The sequence below is a fragment of the Winogradskyella sediminis genome, from assembly GCF_003387355.1.
Taxonomy (GTDB): Bacteria; Bacteroidota; Bacteroidia; order Flavobacteriales; family Flavobacteriaceae; genus Winogradskyella; species Winogradskyella sediminis.
This window is the reverse complement of the sequence record NZ_QUNH01000004.1, coordinates 127,282-146,250: the sequence shown is the minus strand read 5'-3', so window position 1 is coordinate 146,250 and position 18,969 is coordinate 127,282. Positions and strand designations below refer to the sequence as shown.

The 18,969-nt window shown below is 32.5% G+C and carries 18 protein-coding genes; 11 read left to right on the top strand and 7 right to left on the bottom strand.

What is annotated here, in order from left to right:
* Positions 1-300: 300 nt before the first annotated feature.
* Positions 301-2,073 (bottom strand): arginine--tRNA ligase, encoded by a 1,773-nt coding sequence (argS, locus tag C8N41_RS15365; protein WP_115839909.1) that lies wholly within the window; start codon positions 2,071-2,073, stop codon positions 301-303.
* A 691-nt stretch (positions 2,074-2,764) separates the two neighbouring features.
* On the opposite strand from argS, the gene C8N41_RS15360 reads away from it, so the two are divergent.
* Positions 2,765-4,810 carry a tetratricopeptide repeat-containing sensor histidine kinase gene (locus C8N41_RS15360; RefSeq protein ID WP_115839908.1) on the top strand — a complete coding sequence of 682 codons (2,046 nt, stop codon included), beginning with the start codon at positions 2,765-2,767 and terminating at the stop codon, positions 4,808-4,810.
* A gap of 78 nt (positions 4,811-4,888) precedes the next feature.
* On the opposite strand, the gene ctlX is transcribed toward C8N41_RS15360, so the two are convergent.
* Both ctlX and C8N41_RS15350 read right to left on the bottom strand, forming a co-directional pair.
* Positions 4,889-5,821 carry a citrulline utilization hydrolase CtlX gene (gene ctlX / locus C8N41_RS15355; protein WP_115839907.1) on the bottom strand — a complete coding sequence of 311 codons (933 nt, stop codon included), beginning with the start codon at positions 5,819-5,821 and terminating at the stop codon, positions 4,889-4,891.
* Positions 5,822-5,890: 69 nt separating this feature from the next.
* On the bottom strand, positions 5,891-6,259 hold the full coding sequence (locus tag C8N41_RS15350) for a DUF7793 family protein (protein ID WP_115839906.1): 369 nt from the start codon (positions 6,257-6,259) through the stop codon (positions 5,891-5,893).
* A 39-nt stretch (positions 6,260-6,298) separates the two neighbouring features.
* On the opposite strand from C8N41_RS15350, the gene C8N41_RS15345 reads away from it, so the two are divergent.
* Together C8N41_RS15345 and C8N41_RS15340 are read left to right on the top strand one after the other, a co-directional pair.
* On the top strand, positions 6,299-8,056 hold the full coding sequence (locus tag C8N41_RS15345) for a M14 family metallopeptidase (RefSeq protein WP_115839905.1): 1,758 nt from the start codon (positions 6,299-6,301) through the stop codon (positions 8,054-8,056).
* Positions 8,057-8,207: 151 nt separating this feature from the next.
* Positions 8,208-8,738, top strand: a complete 531-nt coding sequence (locus C8N41_RS15340; protein ID WP_115839904.1) for a hypothetical protein — start codon at positions 8,208-8,210, stop codon at positions 8,736-8,738.
* Positions 8,739-8,772: 34 nt separating this feature from the next.
* Here C8N41_RS15340 and C8N41_RS15335 read toward each other — a convergent pair whose 3' ends face one another.
* Complete coding sequence (locus C8N41_RS15335) at positions 8,773-9,354, bottom strand: NUDIX hydrolase (protein WP_092446835.1); 582 nt, start codon at positions 9,352-9,354, stop codon at positions 8,773-8,775.
* Between the two features lie 120 nt (positions 9,355-9,474).
* On the opposite strand from C8N41_RS15335, the gene pyrE reads away from it, so the two are divergent.
* Complete coding sequence (gene pyrE, locus C8N41_RS15330) at positions 9,475-10,119, top strand: orotate phosphoribosyltransferase (RefSeq protein WP_115839903.1); 645 nt, start codon at positions 9,475-9,477, stop codon at positions 10,117-10,119.
* A gap of 121 nt (positions 10,120-10,240) precedes the next feature.
* On the top strand, positions 10,241-10,636 hold the full coding sequence (locus tag C8N41_RS15325; protein WP_115839902.1) for an SRPBCC family protein: 396 nt from the start codon (positions 10,241-10,243) through the stop codon (positions 10,634-10,636).
* Positions 10,637-10,654: 18 nt separating this feature from the next.
* On the opposite strand, the gene C8N41_RS15320 is transcribed toward C8N41_RS15325, so the two are convergent.
* A complete protein-coding gene (locus C8N41_RS15320) occupies positions 10,655-11,386 on the bottom strand; it encodes a biotin--[acetyl-CoA-carboxylase] ligase (RefSeq protein ID WP_115839901.1) in 732 nt (243 codons plus the stop codon).
* 94 nt (positions 11,387-11,480) lie between these two features.
* Between C8N41_RS15320 and rsfS the strand changes: the two genes are divergently transcribed.
* The 6 genes from rsfS (at position 11,481) to C8N41_RS15290 (ending at position 16,325) form a co-directional block, all read left to right on the top strand.
* The gene (gene rsfS / locus C8N41_RS15315) at positions 11,481-11,852 is read left to right on the top strand and encodes a ribosome silencing factor (protein ID WP_092446831.1); all 372 of its coding nucleotides are present in this window, start codon (positions 11,481-11,483) and stop codon (positions 11,850-11,852) included.
* Positions 11,853-11,869: 17 nt separating this feature from the next.
* On the top strand, positions 11,870-13,861 hold the full coding sequence (ftsH, locus tag C8N41_RS15310) for an ATP-dependent zinc metalloprotease FtsH (RefSeq protein ID WP_092446830.1): 1,992 nt from the start codon (positions 11,870-11,872) through the stop codon (positions 13,859-13,861).
* Between the two features lie 111 nt (positions 13,862-13,972).
* Positions 13,973-14,581: an LUD domain-containing protein gene (locus C8N41_RS15305; protein ID WP_092446829.1), complete on the top strand. Its 609-nt coding sequence runs from the start codon at positions 13,973-13,975 to the stop codon at positions 14,579-14,581.
* Complete coding sequence (locus C8N41_RS15300) at positions 14,581-15,396, top strand: phosphatidate cytidylyltransferase (RefSeq protein WP_115839900.1); 816 nt, start codon at positions 14,581-14,583, stop codon at positions 15,394-15,396. Before C8N41_RS15305 ends, C8N41_RS15300 begins: the two co-directional genes overlap by 1 nt.
* A gap of 12 nt (positions 15,397-15,408) precedes the next feature.
* Positions 15,409-16,062: a phosphatidylserine decarboxylase family protein gene (locus tag C8N41_RS15295; RefSeq protein WP_115839899.1), complete on the top strand. Its 654-nt coding sequence runs from the start codon at positions 15,409-15,411 to the stop codon at positions 16,060-16,062.
* Entirely contained in the window at positions 16,059-16,325 is a 267-nt protein-coding gene (locus C8N41_RS15290) for an acyl-CoA-binding protein (RefSeq protein WP_092446826.1), read from the top strand. The genes C8N41_RS15295 and C8N41_RS15290 overlap by 4 nt, the downstream gene beginning before the upstream one ends.
* Here C8N41_RS15290 and C8N41_RS15285 read toward each other — a convergent pair whose 3' ends face one another.
* Together C8N41_RS15285 and C8N41_RS15280 are read right to left on the bottom strand one after the other, a co-directional pair.
* Positions 16,326-17,237, bottom strand: a complete 912-nt coding sequence (locus tag C8N41_RS15285; protein WP_092446825.1) for a dimethylarginine dimethylaminohydrolase family protein — start codon at positions 17,235-17,237, stop codon at positions 16,326-16,328.
* 139 nt (positions 17,238-17,376) lie between these two features.
* On the bottom strand, positions 17,377-18,663 hold the full coding sequence (locus C8N41_RS15280) for a citrate synthase (RefSeq protein ID WP_092446824.1): 1,287 nt from the start codon (positions 18,661-18,663) through the stop codon (positions 17,377-17,379).
* Positions 18,664-18,969 lie beyond the last annotated feature (306 nt).

Below are 18,969 nucleotides of genomic sequence, written 5' to 3'. Positions count from 1 at the left end.
AAGATACAAAAAAGCCACTAAAACTTTCTGTTTCAAAATGTTAAACTGCAAATAACAACTATAATTTACTTTTTTTGCTTTCGAAAAACTGAAGGAGATAGCCTAAAAAACTTAGTAAAGATCTTGTTACAAAATGTTACGAATACTATTTAACGTATCTTCATTGAAATAATAGAACGTTATATCATTTCCCTAGTTATAAAACATAAAAAAACAGTAAAAATTGAACAGAAAGCTTAGTTAAAATCCTCTTCAGTTTTTACTGTTTTTATACTATTAACGACTAGTATTTAAAAGAATCTACATACGCTCTGGAACCTCAATTCCCAATACTTGTAATGCGTTTTTTATAGTCTGACTTACCAATTTAGACAATGCAACTCTAAAGTTCTTTTCTTCATCGGAATCTGCCCCAAGAATAGAAACATTCTGATAGAAAGAATTAAAATCTTTAACCAAATCGTAAGTATAATTGGCCACTAACGCCGGACTGTGTTGCTCGGCAGCGTTTTGAATTACTTCTGGAAACAATTCTAATTGTTTAATGAGTTGTTTTTCTTTATCGTGAAGTGTCACCTCAACAACATTATGTACATCTTTAAGATTGGCTTTTCTTAAAATAGACTGGATTCTGGCATACGTGTACTGAATAAAAGGTCCGGTATTACCTTGAAAATCGATAGACTCTTTTGGGTCGAATAAAATTCGTTTTTTAGGGTCTACTTTTAAAATGTAATATTTTAAAGCCCCTAAACCAATCTTCTTATACAACTCATTTTTGTCGTCTTCAGAATAATCTTCAAGCTTTCCTAATTCCTTAGAAATCTCTTCAGCTGTATCTGACATTTCTTGGATTAAATCATCGGCATCCACAACGGTACCTTCTCTACTTTTCATTTTTCCACTTGGCAAATCGACCATTCCATAACTTAAGTGGAAAAGATTTTTTGCCCACTCAAATCCTAATTTCTTTAAAATTAAGAATAGAACTTTAAAATGGTAATCTTGCTCATTTCCTACCGTATACACCATTCCTCCAACATCGGGATAATCCTTAATACGTTGTATTGCTGTACCAATATCTTGCGTTATATAAACAGCTGTACCATCTGCTCTAAGCACAATTTTTCTATCTAAACCATCCTCTGTTAAATCGCACCACACAGAACCGTCGGCATCTTGTTCAAAAACTCCAGTTTTTAAACCCTCCGCAACAAATTCCTTCCCTAATAAATACGTATTGCTTTCATAATAATACGTATCAAAATCTACACCTATATTTTTATAGGTAATATCGAAACCATCATAAACCCATTGGTTCATTGTGTTCCATAGTGCCACAACGTCTTTGTCACCAGCCTCCCATTTTCTAAGCATCTCTTGAGCTTCTAATAAAATAGGTGCATTCTTTTTTGCTTCTTCTTCAGATTGGCCTTCAGCGATTAATGATGCTATTTCAGCTTTATAGGCTTGGTCGAATTTTACATAGTAATTCCCAACTAATTTATCTCCCTTTAAATCTTCGGTTGGTGTTTCACCGTCTCCAAACTTTTTGTAAGCCAACATACTTTTACAAATATGAATACCTCTATCATTGATAATCTGTGTTTTGTAAACTTTTTTACCAGAAGCTTTTAAGATTTCGGAAACACTATAGCCCAAAAGCACATTTCTAACATGGCCTAAATGCAAAGGTTTGTTGGTATTAGGCGAAGAATATTCTACCATAATGGCCTCATCGTCTGTTTGGTCTACATAACCATAGTTTACCTTATCTTTTACAGATTTAAAGAAATTAAAATAATAACTATCTGCGATTTCAATATTTAAAAAGCCCTTAACCACATTAAAACCTTTTACCAAATCTACATGGTCTAATAGATATTGACCTATTTGCTCACCAATAACAACCGGATTTCCTTTAACCACACGCAACATCGGAAAAACGACCACTGTAACGTCACCAGCAAACTCTTTTCGAGTGGCCTGAAATTCTACAGAGTCTAAATCCGATTGAAACAATGCTTTAATCGCTGCTTTTACATGTAATTCTAATGTCTCTTGAAGGGTCATCATTCTGCTTTATTTTGGAATTTTAAAACGTTGGCAAAGATAGAAGTTTTATTGTTTTATTAAGATTCTATCTAAACATTATTGTGCAACTTTAGTCTGTTGACAAAGTTGAAATCAAACATGTTTATAAAGTAATTGAAAATGTATCATATCGAATTGATATATAAAGGAGACATTAATCCTTAAAAAGGTTAAAGATATTATTATATGATCCTTAAAATTTAAATAAACTTAATTTAGAAGTCTCAAGAACCTCCAAGGAGTTAAAAAATCATAAATTTTATTATATATTCAGTTATCGGATTACGGTTTTAAAGCTAAAATTTACACATATCAAGCAGACATCAAACAACCTCAAAAACCTAAATATCAATAATTTACACAAATCACGCATTTCATCGATAAAAGCGTATTACTACCGTTAAATTTGCGTTTTATCGATAAGGCTTTTTTTCAAAATATTATATTTGTCAGTTCAACTAATAAATAGGTATTAAATCCCAATTATTAGCATATTTGTTTACATAATAGCATTTTTGGAAGGCTATTAATCAATGTCCCAAACATTAATGAGGCTTAATTATCAAACATTAACCCAGTTGTTTTTGTTTTGTATTAACTTACTTTTGTCGTCCCTCCCTAAAAGTTTTTCAATCCAAAACAGCGCAATTCGTTTTAACGCTATTTTAAGATGAGACAGTTACTGACACTAGCTGTATGTCTTATATCGTTTTCCATTTTTTCACAAAATGAAAAGATAGATAAACTTACAGTAGAAATAGCTTATTTAAACGCAGACTCTACAAAAGTAGACAAGTCGCTTGTGCTCATTAATGAACTATACATTAATAAAGATTATAGCAAAGCACTTCTTTATATAAAAGAAACCGCCAAATTATCGGAAGACCTTAATTACATTAAAGGACTAGCAGAAAGCAGTTATTACAGAGCCTTAATTTTTACCGAACGTAATGATTATTTTAATGCTATTGATAACTATGAAAAATCTAGAAACTTATATCTAAAAATTAGCGACACGCTTGGTGTTGCCAAGGTTAGTAATAGCATAGGTCTTATTGAAATTAAAAGAGGTAATTATAAAGTAGGATTACAGAACTCACTCTCTGCGATTGCCATTTTTGAAAAACAATACCTCAGAGATGAGTTAAGTTTAGCATATAACAACCTTGCTGAAGCATACCATAAGACCAATCAGGTTGATAAAGCGATAGATTATAATTTTAAAGCCTTAGAGGTACGCAAACAGATTAATGACAAAGAGGGAGTTAAAACATCTACTAAAAACATTGCAGGTCTTTATTCCGAATTAAAAGAACATCGTAAGGCTATTGAGTATTATGAAAAGACTTTGGACATTCTTAATTCAAAAACAGATCAAGAATTACGTGGTGAAATACTCCCTAAATTAGGAAGCGAATATTTACGTTTTAACGAGTACGATAAGGCTTCAGAATATTTAGTAGAAGGCTTAAAGTACAATAGACAACAAAATAATAAAGAAGGCCTATTAAGAGCCTTAAATGCTGTTGGACAGCTAAACCTTCAAAAGAAAAAGATTAAACTCGCAGAAAAGCAATTGAATGAAGCTTATAAGATTGCACAAAGTATAGATAATAAAACCGAATTATTAGAAAACTACAAATTACATATTGCTCTAGATTCTACGCGTGGATATTTTCAAAATGCTTTTTTCTGGCAAAATAAATTCTATAATTTAAGAGATTCATTGACCAAAATTGACAGCCCTATTTTACCAACAGATTTAGAACCTATTAATTTAATTGAAACCAAAAACACTAATAAAGAGGCGTCTATTGAAGAAACACCTTTACATAACACACCAAAAACACTAGATAATCCTTTAGTGTTATACGGTGGCATCTTAGCATTAGCCTTACTTTTAGGATTACTTATTTTTAGTCTTTTAAAATCTAAATCTCATAAAGATGCCTTAGAAAAGCAGAAAGCAATATTGGCTGAAGAAAAAATAAGAACTGAAGCCATACTAGAACAAACCCATCATTTAGAAGAAGTTAACCAAGTAAAAGACAAACTTTTCTCTATTGTTTCTCACGATTTAAAAGATTCAATTTCATCAATTAAAGCGTTTTTAGATTTATTAAAAGAAGATAGTATTTCTAAAGATGAATTTTACGAATTAATTCCTGAATTAAGTGACAATGCTAATAATGCATCTTCATTATTATTTAATTTATTGAATTGGTCCAAATCTCAAATGCAAAATTTAGAGCCTAAACCCGAACGTTTTAATATTCAGGAAGTTTTTCATACAAAAATGGCGTTAGTTGAACAAAAAGTTGAAGACAAGCGTATTGTTATGATTGACGAATCTCAAGACGATTACATCTATGCAGATCGCAGTATGGTAGAAATTGTTATTCAGAATTTAATTACAAATGCTGTTAAATTTTGCCGTACGGGAGACGTAATAACCATCTCTAACCAAGATGTAAATGGCAAATCCCTTATTTGTATTGAAGATACAGGTGTTGGTATTTCTAAAAGTAATATTGACAAGTTATTTGCTGCTCATAAAAACTTTACAACGGCTGGTACTAAAAATGAAAAAGGAACAGGGTTAGGATTGTCTATTGCTAGAGATTTAGTAGAATTAAACCATGGTAGAATTTGGGTAGAAAGTATAGAAAATGTAGGTAGTAAATTCTTTGTAGAGCTTCCTAAAAGCGCTTCTTAACTACAACCGATTTCTGATTTTGCTTTTAGGGTATAAAAAGCATATCACACACTAATAGAAACCTATTCTGCAATTCACTTAGGCTTTAGGCAAAAATACTTCGGCCATCATACAACGCGCACTTCCACCACCACAAGTTTCAATAGTTTCTAAAGTACTAGAAATAATTGGGCAATATTTCTCTATACTTTTCACTTGATTAGGAGTTAAACTCTGGTGTGCAGATGCACTCATTATTAAATAAAGCTGTTTATTTTCTCCCTGAAGCTGTAACATATTCCCTGCAAATTGATGCATTTGCTTTTCGGTAATAGAGATAATTTCTTTGCCATCTTGTTTTAAATGTTTAACAACATTTTTTCGCTCTTTTTTATCATCTATTGTGTCTAAACAGATTACGGCAAAATTTTCTGCAATGCACATCATAACATTTGTATGATAGATTGGTAACCTATTTCCTTCAACGGTTTGATATGCAGTAAAAATTACAGGAGTATATTCAAAATCCTCACAAAATTCAATGAATAAATCTTCATCTGCTCTTGGTGATAAAGCACAATACGCTTTTCTATTTACACGGTCTAAAATAATACTCCCAGTTCCTTCTAAAAAAAAACCCTCTTGTTCTGCTGAAGTATAATCTACAATGTTTTCGATAAGAAAACCTTCATCTTCTAATCTTACAAAAACTTCATCTCTGCGCTCTCTCCTTCTATTCTCTGCAAACATTGGATATTTTGCAATATCTCCATTGGCATGAAAACTCACCCAATTATTTGGAAAAATAGAATCTGGAGTATCATTTAATTTATCATCATCTTCTACAATAACATTGATACCAACAGCTCTTAATTTTTGAACAAAAGCATCAAATTCAGTCTGAGCTTTGGCATTAATCTCAGCATTTTTTATATCTAAATCTTCTTGAAAGTAATTATTAACAGCAGTCTGCTCATTCATCCTAAAGTTAACAGGACGAATCATTAATATGGTATCAGTAGTTTGTTGCATTTTTTTATAAATAATAGTGTACAATGAAACGCAAAGTTATTGTTTTTTTATACGACTATTACAATAAAATCAGCTTTGATTTTCTAACCATTTTAAAGCATCTTCTCGAGACTTGAACATCTTTATATTCCAGTCGTTATCCCTATTTACATTTATTAAAACATCGGTTGCTAATTGAGAAACATAAGCGTAAGTAACCACCGCCATAGCCTTAACTAGCCCTATGTTTGCTATAGTTTTCTGCGCTTCAAACGTGTATGTATATGAGTGTTTTTTATTAATTAAAAGCGAAAAAGGAGCTTCCAATTTTTCGATTAAAAAAGCATGGTATTCTTCCACCATTTTAGAGTCCATTACAACTCCTTCATTTATTACAACTTCTGCCAAATTAACTTTTAATAAGCTAATACTACCAAAGCTGAGTTTATGTGTTTTCATGTGAATAAATATAAGTAATTTTAGCTAAATTTATAGACAATGAAAAAACTATTAGTATTAGCCTTATTGTTAATTGCTTGTAACGAAAAAAAGGAAACTAACCATCCTAAAAACACCGTTATTGAAGCAGACCTCACAACCGTTTTCGAAAAAAGTAATGGTATCGAAACCGCCACTTACGACGAAACAATTGCATTCTATAAAAATTTAGCGCTCAAATATCCCGAGATTACACTTAGGGAAATGGGTGAAACAGACTCAGGAAAACCTCTTCATATTGCAACCATGAACATGAGTGGTTCTGGTGATAATTTTGAAACTCTTAGAAAAGACCATAGAATACTTTTAATAAACAATGGTATTCATCCAGGAGAGTCTGATGGTATTGATGCCACTATGATGCTGTTTAGAGATATGGTGAATGGAAAAATCGAAGCTCCTAAACATACGATTGTGGTGACTATTCCTATTTATAACATTGGAGGTAGTTTAAATAGAAATACCACTTCTCGAACCAATCAAAATGGACCAAAAGCCTATGGTTTTAGAGGCAATGCTAGAAATTATGATTTAAATAGAGATTTTATAAAATCAGATTCAAAAAATGCAAAATCCTTTGCTAAATTATTTCACATCATACAGCCAGATGTTTTTATAGATAATCATGTCAGTAATGGCGCCGATTACCAATACACCTTAACTCATTTATTTACACAACACAATAAACTCGGTGGTGATCTCGGAAATTTTATTCATACAGAAATGATGCCTTCATTAGAACAAAAACTACTGGCAAAATCTTGGGATATTACTCCATATGTTAATGTTTTTAACCGCACACCAGACTCTGGATTTACACAATTTTTAGATACTCCAAGATATTCTACAGGCTACACCACTTTATTCAACACACTAGGAATGCTGGTAGAAACGCACATGCTAAAACCATATAAACAGCGTGTAGAAGGTACTTACGAACTCATGAAAAGCATGATAGAAATCACCGAAGAAAAAGGTATAGACATTGCAAAACTGAGAAAAGCACAAAACAAGCAATGGAAACCAGGAGATCAATACCCTCTAACATGGAAAGTAGACACCTCTGCAAGTTCTACCTTAAAATTTAAGGGCTATGAAGGTGAAATGGTAGCAAGTGAATTTACAGGAGCCAACCGACTAAAATACAACCGCTCAAAACCTTTTATAAAAGATATTAAATATCAGAATTACTTTAAAGCTACAGATACTGTGACTATTCCTAAAGCCTACATTATTCCACAAGGCTGGCATTCTATTATTGATTTATTAAAACTGAATAATGTAAAGATGACCAGATTTAATAACGATACTACCATCACCGTTGAATCCTATAAAATAGGCGGTTATAAAACGCGCACATCGCCTTATGAAGGTCATTATGCACACTACGAAACAACCATAAACAGCTCTAACGAAAACCACAACTTTAGAAAAGGTGACTATCTTATACCTTTGAATCAAAAATCTATCCGTTATTTATTAGAGACATTAGAACCAATTGCACCAGATTCATTCTTTAACTGGAATTTCTTTGATACCATCTTACAACAAAAGGAAGGCTTTTCGCCATACGTATGGGAAGATAAAGCCAAACAATTATTAGATGAGAATCCAAAATTAAAAGTAGAATACAATATAAAAATCAGTTATGATGAAGACTTTGCAAATAATTGGTATGCACAATTAGGCTGGTTACATAAACAGAGTAAACATTATGAAAAATCACATATGCAGTATCCTGTGTATAGACTTAAATAGACTTGATTTTACACTAATTTTTAATTATTTTGGTCAGTAATCTATAGTTAATATGCTAAAATATTTGAATCTATAAAAAACTAAATATTGCCAGAATGCTTGGTTTTATGAATACTATCACCTTTAAATATATTTCTAAGAATAAACTATAATGAGAGCACTATTTGTCACCATAACTTTATTAATGCTATTTCTACTAGGATCTTGTACGGCTAACGATAGTGAGGCTTTTAAAAATAGAATAAAAGAAGCCGAAACTACCGCTATTCTGCCTGCTTTTCGAGGTTTATACGCAGCTTCAAACAAATCCGTTGAAGATTTTACAGAAAAAATTAACGAAGCCAAACGGTCTTCACTAATCCCAATTGTTTACGGACATTATGCTGCTTCTAATAAAACCTTAGACCAATATTCAAAAAGAATCAAAGCGGCTAAAGTGGCATCTATGAAGCCGATGTACAGAGGTCTATTTGCTTTTTCAGACAAATCCATTCAAGAATTTAATATCAAAATAGAAGAGGCGGAAGCAACTACAATGTTACCTTTATTTAGAGGTCATTATGCTGCGTCAGATAAGTCTATCGACGTGTTTAATTTAAGAATTAAGGAAGCCAAAGCTACTGGTATTCCCACAGCGTACTGTGGCGAGTATGCCGCTTCGCATTTTTCTAAAAAACCATAACTTACTATTCTGTATAATACATGGTCCTTGAGGCTTAAACTAATATTCTAATATTAGCATAGCTATTCTCCAAAGCTTTTTGAGATGCTTTTTCATCTAACCATTCTACTCTAGAAATACCTTCGTTTTCTTGCGGATGTAATTTGCCTTCAAAATCGGTTACCATTTCAAACCAATAGGTAATTTTAATCTTAAGTTTCCCGTGACGTTTAAATATATGATACGTCGTTGGTAAAGGTTTTCTAATCTTTAAACCTGTAACTCCAGTCTCCTCTTCCACCTCCCTAATGGCAGTTTCTTCAATTGTTTCTTTTCGTTCAGCTTTTCCTTTAGGCAAATCCCACTTATCATTTCTATAAATAAAAAGAATTTCGTTTTTTGCATTATACGCTTTTCCGCCACCAGCAACAACATTAGGTAGCAGCTTTAAAAACTTGCTAAGCAGTTTTTCTTCGTTCTTATGAACTAAATGTACAGCCTTTAAATCTGTATTATTTAAGGTCTTTATCACCTTACCAATATTTACAGACTTTAAAAGATAGGATTTAAAATCGGTTTCTTTCTGTGTTTCTGTAGTTAAAATAATAGGCTTATCACCTACATATATGGTGTACATCGTTGCGTATATATTTAGCATTCCTATTGTAAAAATATTATTTTTTACGAGAAACTATTTGAAATGAAATTTATTTTCGATTAAAATTTTCTAACCTTGAAAAATCATTATTTTTGTAACATGATTTTTAACAAAGATACCGCCAAAAAAACAGCCGAAGTTTTATTGCAAATCAATGCTATAAAATTACAACCCAACGATCCATTTACTTGGGCATCTGGCTGGAAATCACCAATATATTGTGACAACCGTATTGTACTCTCTTTTCCTCCTATACGGAATTATATTAGAGCTACAATTGCTAAAAACATAGAAGATCTTTATGGAAAACCAGATGTTATCGCTGGTGTTGCTACAGGTGCTATTGGCATAGGTGCTTTAGTGGCTGAATATTTAAATCTACCTTTTGTTTATGTAAGACCAGAAGCAAAAAAACACGGTCGTCAAAACCAAATTGAAGGGTATATAGAAAAAGGCCAAACAGTTGTTGTTGTAGAAGATTTAATAAGTACTGGTATGAGTAGTCTTAATGCTGTAAAAGCATTAAAGGAAGCTGAAGTCAATGTTAAAGGTATGGTCGCTATTTTCTCTTACGGATTTGATGTTGCCTCTAAAAACTTTAAAGACGCTGATGTAGAACTACATACATTGGGTAATTACGAAAACTTGTTAGAACAAGCCCTCGACACCTTCTATATCACTAAAGAACAACAAGACATTTTAGCACAATGGAATGCCAATCCTAGTGAATGGAATGCTAATTGATAGCTATTTAGGAAAAACACTTACGGTTGTAAAGGTTATAAAACTGTTTACGGTTTCTCATTAAAGTGAATAGTTACAGTACACCTTTATACTTAAAAACAAACTAGTTAAAACAATACACATGAAATTAGAATCACCTAAAGTAACTCTAGATAAATCTGCAGAAGACACATTCAACTTTCTTTCTGATGTTAAAAATTTTGAGAGCTTAATGCCAGAAAACATCAGCAAATTTGAAGTTTTAGAAAATGATAAATTTCTTTTCGCGTTAAAAGGAATGCCAGAGATTATTTTAAAGAAAAAAGAAGCTATTCCTTATAACAAAATCGTTTTAGGTGCTGCTGGCGGAAAATTAGATTTTGCATTAGTTGCGAATATCACCGAAGTTGAACCAGAAAAAACGGACGTAAAATTAAATTTTGAAGGAGAGTTTAATGCTATGATGGGTATGATGATTAAAGGCCCAATTAGTAAATTTATAGAAACATTAGTCACTAATATGAAAACAAAGGTTTAACCATATCAAAAAGATGAATTAATACATTAATTTAACCTCCTTTAAATCAAAGGTTTTAATGATATCATCTTCTGTCCAAACTTGTAATTGTCCCGTTTCGGTGACACCTTGAATAATACCAGAAAAGCTATCATCTTTAGGTGTTCTAAAGGTTGATGGCTTATTTTTTCTAAAAAGAAGACTTTCGTATTCCGATTTAATTTCGAGAAGCTTCTTTTGTTCTAATAGTGTAAAATAAATTTTTAATTGTTTTAGTAACTCTGAAAGGACTTCTTCCTTATTATAAATGACACCAGTAAGCAAACTCATTGAGGAAGCTTGTGGTAAATTATCGAAACTTTTTTGGTTTACATTTAAGCCAAATCCAATAATTGAACCTTGTAGTCTATTATTTTTTATGACATTTTCAATTAAAATACCACATAACTTACGGTCTGCTGACAAAATGTCGTTAGGCCATTTTATATGTAATCGAGGAATTTTAAAGCTACTTAATGCTCTAATAATAGCCAAAGAAACAGTCATACTAATATAAAACTGATCTGTAACATTAAATGCAGTAAACCTTTTAAACACACTCGCTGTAAGGTTCTTACCACTTTCGGCTATCCATTCAGCTCCCATTTGCCCTCTACCTTTGGTCTGTAATTCGGCAACCACCACAGTGTAATCTTGAGGTAATGACACAGAAGATATCTCTTTGAGATATGTATTAGTAGAGTCAATGGCATTAAGTTTGATTATGTACATTTAATAGGCAATTTTATTTTATATTTTTCTTATGACAATATGCGCGCACAAGAACTAAAAAAATAATAACTTTGCACAAAATTAATACAATTTAATGACGAAAGATAAAATCCCTACAGACCAACTCATTACATCAATTATAGGAGGTATTGAAGATGTTAAAGGAAAAGAAATAACATTACTAGATTTAAGAGAAATTGAAAATACTGTTTGTGATTATTTTATTATCTGCGAAGGGTCTTCAAACACGCAAGTAAACGCAATCGTCGGTTCTATTCAAAAACAAGTTAGCAAAACACTTAAAGACAAACCTTGGCACGTTGAAGGTACAGAAAATGCCGAATGGGTCTTAATGGATTATGTTAATGTTGTTGTACATGTGTTTCAAAAACACATAAGAGAATACTACGATATTGAAGAACTTTGGGGAGATGCTAAAATAACCCGAATAGAAACTAGTTACTAAAAAGAGAAACGCTACGAATGGCTAAAGACAATAAAAACTTAAACAAAAAACCCAAATTAAATCCGTACTGGATCTACGGAATTATCATTGCTATATTCCTATCTGTCCAGATTTTTTCTGGTGGGTTTGGGGATTCTACAGGTACACAGACTACTCCTGCTCAATTCTTAGATTATCTAAGTCAAGGTGAAGTTTCAAAAATTGAAATTGTAAATAAGCGAGAAGCAAGAGTCTACCTTACGAAAGAAGCAAAAGAACAATCTGAGCATAAAAAAACGGAACCTAATTCTATATTTCCTTCTGTAACACCTGTTCCAAACTATAAGTTTGAATTTGGGGATCTTCAGAATTTCGAAAAAGAAGTTAACGAGGTTATCAAAGAAAATAATCTTCAAACCGAATTAGTATACGAAACCGAACATAATGTTTGGGGAGATTTTCTACTCACCTTATTACCATTTATATTAATTATCGGAGTCTGGATCTTTATTATGCGTCGTATGTCTGGAGGCGGTGGCGGAGGAGCTGGCGGACAGATTTTTAATATCGGAAAGTCTAAAGCTAAACTCTTTGATGAAAAAATAGACACCAAGACTTCATTTAAAGATGTCGCTGGACTAGAAGGCGCTAAAGAAGAAGTACAAGAGATTGTAGATTTCTTAAAATTCCCAGAAAAATATACTGCTTTAGGTGGAAAAATTCCTAAAGGAGCATTACTTGTAGGACCTCCAGGAACTGGTAAAACATTATTAGCAAAAGCTGTTGCTGGTGAAGCTAAAGTGCCTTTCTTTTCATTATCCGGTTCAGACTTTGTAGAGATGTTTGTTGGTGTAGGTGCCTCTAGAGTAAGAGATTTATTTAAGCAAGCAAAAGAAAAATCACCTTCCATTATATTTATTGATGAGATTGATGCTATCGGTAGAGCAAGAGGTAAAAATAACATGTCTGGTTCTAACGATGAACGCGAAAACACTCTAAATCAACTCTTAACCGAGATGGATGGTTTTGGTACCAATACAAACGTTATTGTATTAGCAGCAACAAACCGTGCAGACGTTTTAGATAGTGCTCTGATGAGAGCTGGTCGTTTTGACCGCCAGATTTATGTAGATCTTCCAGATGTTAGAGAGCGTAAAGAAATTTTTGAAGTGCATTTACGTCCACTTAAAAAAGAAGAAACCTTAGATATAGATTTCTTAGCGAAACAAACTCCTGGTTTCTCTGGAGCAGATATTGCTAACGTATGTAATGAAGCGGCATTAATTGCTGCCAGAAAAGGTAAAAAATCAGTAAACAAACAAGATTTCTTAGATGCCGTTGATAGAATTATTGGTGGATTAGAAAAGAAAAACAAGATTATTACACCTGAAGAAAAGAGAGCTGTTGCATTTCACGAAGCTGGCCATGCTACAGTGAGTTGGATGTTAGAGCATGCTGCTCCATTAGTAAAAGTAACGATTGTACCTAGAGGTCGTTCCTTAGGTGCCGCTTGGTACTTACCAGAAGAGCGCTTAATTGTACACCCAGAGCAAATGCTAGATGAAATGTGTGCTGCTTTAGGTGGTAGAGCTGCTGAAAAAGTAATTTTTGATAAGATTTCTACTGGTGCATTAAGTGATTTGGAAAAGGTGACCAAACAAGCCAGAGCTATGGTAACAGTTTATGGGCTTAGCGATAAAGTAGGAAACTTAACTTATTATGATTCTTCAGGACAATCAGAATACGGTTTTACAAAACCATATAGTGAAAAAACAGCAGAACTTATAGATAGAGAAATTTCTGATATTATTGAAGAACAATATCAGCGTGCTATTAAATTACTAGAAAATAATAAAGATAAACTTACCGAATTGGCTGAAGTCTTATTAGACAAAGAAGTTATTTTCAAAGATAATCTTGAAAAGATTTTTGGAAAACGTGCCTTTGAAAATTCTGCACAGCTAGCAGAGGATCAAAAAGAAACTGTTGAAAAAAACAATCAAGACATTCTCTCAAAAGAGGAAGAATAATATAGTCTAAATCTTACAATCATATAAAAAACTTAAATTAACCCCATGTTAATTTAAGTTTTTTTATATTTGGGAATCACACCAATTATAAGGATTAATAGCAATTATTGAATGAGCTTATTTCGTAAATTCTTCGGAAAAAAGTCTGAAAAGACTGAAGAACACATACCAAATCAAGAGCGTGGCAAGTACATGCCTGAAGTTAAGCTACCTGTAGACGAACGTTTTACAATTAACTTTAAAGGTAATGGAGGTAAGTTTTTGTATTGTGAAAATCTCGAAGAAGTTAAAGAAAGTTTCAATGCGATCTTAGATGAAAATAATTGGCATGATGATAAAGTTTTTGCTATTGATCAACGTTTAACAGAATTATTTAAAGATTTTAACCTTAATAGCACCACAAAACTCTCTGAAAGCACTTATTTTTTATCTACATGTGAGTATTTAATCTCGGATGATGGTTCGTTATTGATCTCTTCAAATCAAATTGCAGAAAAAAAATTAATAGAATTACCAGATCATTTTATCATCTACGCTACTACAAGTCAATTTGTAGAAACTATAGGAGAAGGATTAAAAGGTATTAAAGCAAAGAGCAAAACAAAAATACCTACCAATATTACTACAATAAAGCATTTTAAAACAGCTGAAGACAAGGACTTTCTTACCTATGGAAGTAGTTCTAAAAACCTATACCTACTTTTACTAGAAGACTTATAATGAAAGAACTAGCAACAAGAGCCATTTCTGGTGCTATCTATGTTTTACTTTTAATTGGTTCTCTTTATTCCGAAGTTGCCTTAGCTATTTTAATTGGCATTTTTGGTATTATTTGCTTAATGGAATTTAGCCGTTTAATAAAGTTAAAATCTTACATACAGTACGCTATTTTCCTAATTTTATATGGAGGGTTTTGGTATTTAAGAGTACACAATACTACAAATATTGTGGGTGATGAGGCTACTCAGATATTATTAGTAATTACCATATTTGTCAATCTTATTTTAATCAAAGATCTTTTTACATCGAAACGCATTCCCCTTTTTGAATCCAAACGATTTATCGCCTCAACATTTTATTTAACAAGTGGATTTATTTTTATGCTTCTTATATCTAATTATCATAAAGCCTTTACTCCATTGTTATTGCTAGGTGGTTTTATACTTATTTGGGTTAATGATAGTGCAGCTTATATGGTTGGAAAGAATTTTGGAAAACAAAAACTGTTTCCCAGTATATCACCAAAAAAAACAGTTGAAGGTTTCCTTGGTGGATTATTTTTTGCTTGTATATCGAGCTATTTTATAGCATTGTACACAGAAACACTTAACTTTACGCCCTGGCTCATTCTAGCTATTATTGTGAGTGTTTTTGGTACATTCGGAGATCTTATAGAATCAAAATTTAAACGCCAAGCAGAAGTTAAAGATAGTGGTTCTATTATGCCAGGACATGGAGGCCTTTTAGATCGCTTAGATAGTATTATCTTTGCAGCTCCATTTATATATTTATTTTTAAGAATTATTCACTTTTAAGAAATTTAGACTATGTTTCATAAAGAAGGTCACAAAATTATATTTATAACACTCGTTATTGTTGTGGGTTCATTTTTTTTAATTGATGAATTTATTGTTAATGAATGGCTAAGAAAAGGTTTAATGCTAGTCGTTTTAGCATTATTCATTTTAATTTTACAGTTTTTCAGAAATCCAAAACGTCATACACATCCTAATGAAAAACAAGCGTTATCGCCTGTAGATGGCAAAGTTGTGGTTATTGAAGAAGTTGAAGAAAATGAGGTTTTTAAAGATAAACGCATTCAAGTTTCTGTATTTATGTCTCCTGTTAATGTTCATGTTACCCGTTACCCGATTTCGGGGAATGTTACTTTTAGTAAGTACCATCCAGGAAAGTTTTTAGTCGCTTGGCACCCTAAAGCAAGTGAAGAAAATGAACGTACTACAGTAGTTGTTGAAAATGAAAGTTTTGGCAAGGTATTATACAGACAAATTGCAGGTGCATTAGCAAAACGTATTGTAAACTATGCTAAAGTTAATGACAAAGCAGCACAAGGATCTGATTCTGGATTTATAAAATTTGGGTCACGAGTAGATTTATTCTTACCTTTAGACGCTGAAATTAAAGTAGAACTTAATCAAAAAGTTCGTGGTGGTGAAAGCATCATCGCAGAAATGAAATGACTCCCGAAGAATTAGATATAGAATTTAAAGACGCTGTAAATCGTGTAAACGATCATACAGAGCCTTTTCCTGCGGATTTTTTACTTCGCCTCTATGCTTATTTCAAAAAAGCGACGGATAATTACGATCGTCCGAGCAGTCGTAAACCTATTATTAATGCGTTTAAAGCCAACGCGCTATTTCAAGTTAAAGACATTTCTAAAGACGAAGCGAAACAAGAATATATTAATCTTGTTACAAAGTACTTCTTGTATCGACGCTAATTAATCTCTTATTAGTGGCAATGTAGAGCATCTTAGCAACCCTTCTTGTTTGGCAATCTCTGCATAAGGGACTTCTTCTACCGTAATACCATGCTCACGTAGCCAAGTATTTAATCTGGTAAAATTGCGTTCAGAAATAACAACATCTTCCGCGATTGAAAATACGTTACTATTCATGTTATACATTTCTTCTTTTGTAATTTCAAATACATTTTCTTTCCCGAAGAAATTTAATAACCAATTGTACTCTTTTTCATTTAGAAATCCATTTTTATGAAGTATAGCTTTATCACTTCCGATAGGTTGAAAACAGCAATCTAAATGCAATGCATTTTCTTTAGCATCTGTATTAGATTTACGTAGTTCAAAGGATTTTACGGTTTTATGAGGAAATAATTCTTGCAAAGCAATGACAGCATCCATATTGGTTCTGGCAGTAATATAATCTGGATAATCATCACCAGAATAGGTGCCTACAAATATATAATCATTCCATGGCATAACGTCTCCACCTTCTACATGGCATTCCTCTGGTAGTGTAATAATATTATCCTTATCGATTGTATTAAGTACATGCTGAATGGCGTCATATTCGCGCTCGCGATCTGGTAATATATTTGCTTTTATAAATTTATCTTCTATAACAAAGGCTATATCTCTAGAGAATATTTGGTTGTAATCCTTAATGACTTCAGGTCTGTAAACTTTTACATCATACTTTTCCAATACTTCCGCAACAGCATCCATTTCTTTCTGCATATCACTTTCTATAGGATAAGTACCTGCCTTAATATGCAAAATAGATTTAGGATCGTACGCCTGATCAAGTGACGGCATAGCACCTATACTTTCGGCTGTACCTAATATAACGGCTCTAAGACGGGAGGTTTCGTTCTGTATATTTAATTTCATGTGTCACAGTGCTTTAGTATCATTAATATCAGCAATCAAATTGTATTTATTACTTGTAATATGACCGCGATTAGAATGCTTAAAAATAAAAAAAGCTCCATAATATCTATGAAGCTTTTAACTAATATTTTCTACGATATTATCTTTCCTCTACAGGTACAAATGCTCGGTAAGTTTCACCGACATATAATTGTCTAGGACGACCAATTGGTTCTTGTTTTCTTCGCATTTCTTTCCACTGTGCAATCCAACCTGGTAAACGACCTAAGGCAAACATTACAGTAAACATTTCTACCGGAATTCCCATAGCTCTGTAAATAATACCTGAATAAAAATCTACATTAGGATATAATTTTCTATCTACAAAATACGGATCTTCTAAAGCTTCTTTTTCTAATCCTTTAGCTATATCTAAGATAGGATCTTCAATACCTAAGTCTGATAATACTTCATCGGCAGCCACTTTAATAATCTTAGCTCTAGGGTCAAAGTTTTTATAAACTCGGTGTCCAAAGCCCATAAGACGGAAAGGATCGTTTTTATCCTTAGCTTTAGCCATATATTTTTTAGTATCACCACCATCTTCTTTTATGGCTTCTAGCATTTCTAAAACGGCTTGGTTAGCACCACCATGTAAAGGTCCCCAAAGTGCAGAGATTCCAGATGCTAATGACACAAAAAGTCCAGCGTGTGATGATCCCGTGATTCGCACTGTAGATGTTGAACAGTTTTGCTCATGATCTGCGTGTAAAATTAATAGCTTATCTAGGGCATTTACCAGAATTGGATTTTGTTTATACTCACTATTTGGACTCTTAAACATCATCTTAAGAATGTTCTCAACATAGCCTAAATTATCATCTCCATATTCTAATGGTAAACCTTGTTTCTTACGCATGGTCCATGCCACAATTACAGGGAATTTTCCTAGAATTGTTACTATTGAGTTATACATTGCTTCTTCTGATGCAACATTTACAGAACTTGGATAAAAAGCCGTAAGTGCACTTGTTAAAGACGATAATACACCCATTGGATGTGCAGACTTAGGAAATGCATCCAAAATCTTTTTAAGATCGTCGTCTACAACTGAATGTGATTTTATGTCTTCGTGAAATTTATCTAGCTGTTTTTTATTTGGTAATTCCCCGAATATCAGTAAAAATACAACTTCTAAAAAGTCTGCTTTTTCCGCCAATTCTTCAATAGAATAGCCTCTGTACCTTAAAATGCCTTTTTCACCGTCTAAAAATGTGATTTCACTTTCACAACTCCCTGTATTTTTGAACCCTGGGTCTAGGGTAATAACACCACCTGTTGCATTTCTCAAACTTTTAACATCAATAGCGACTTCGTTCTCTGTTCCTGTTATAACAGGGAATTCATATTTTTCACCATTAATTTCTAATGTAGCTTTATCTGACATATTTTCTTTTCGGATTTTAATAAATTATAAGGACTGTAAATTTACGAAATCTCAAACGATTTAGAAAGGAGATTTATAATGGTTTTAACAATTTGAGAGTGTTCGTATAAATTACTATGAATTCAATAATTTGGAAGGCAAATAACGACCATATTTTTATGCTTTATTAAATCTGAAACACATTGTTTTTAACTTCTATTTTTATCATGCACTATTTTTAAAATTAGTATTAACCCAATATTAAGAATTAGACTAAGTTGGAAAAACACACATTGAATAATATGAGATACCTCTATAATTTAATAG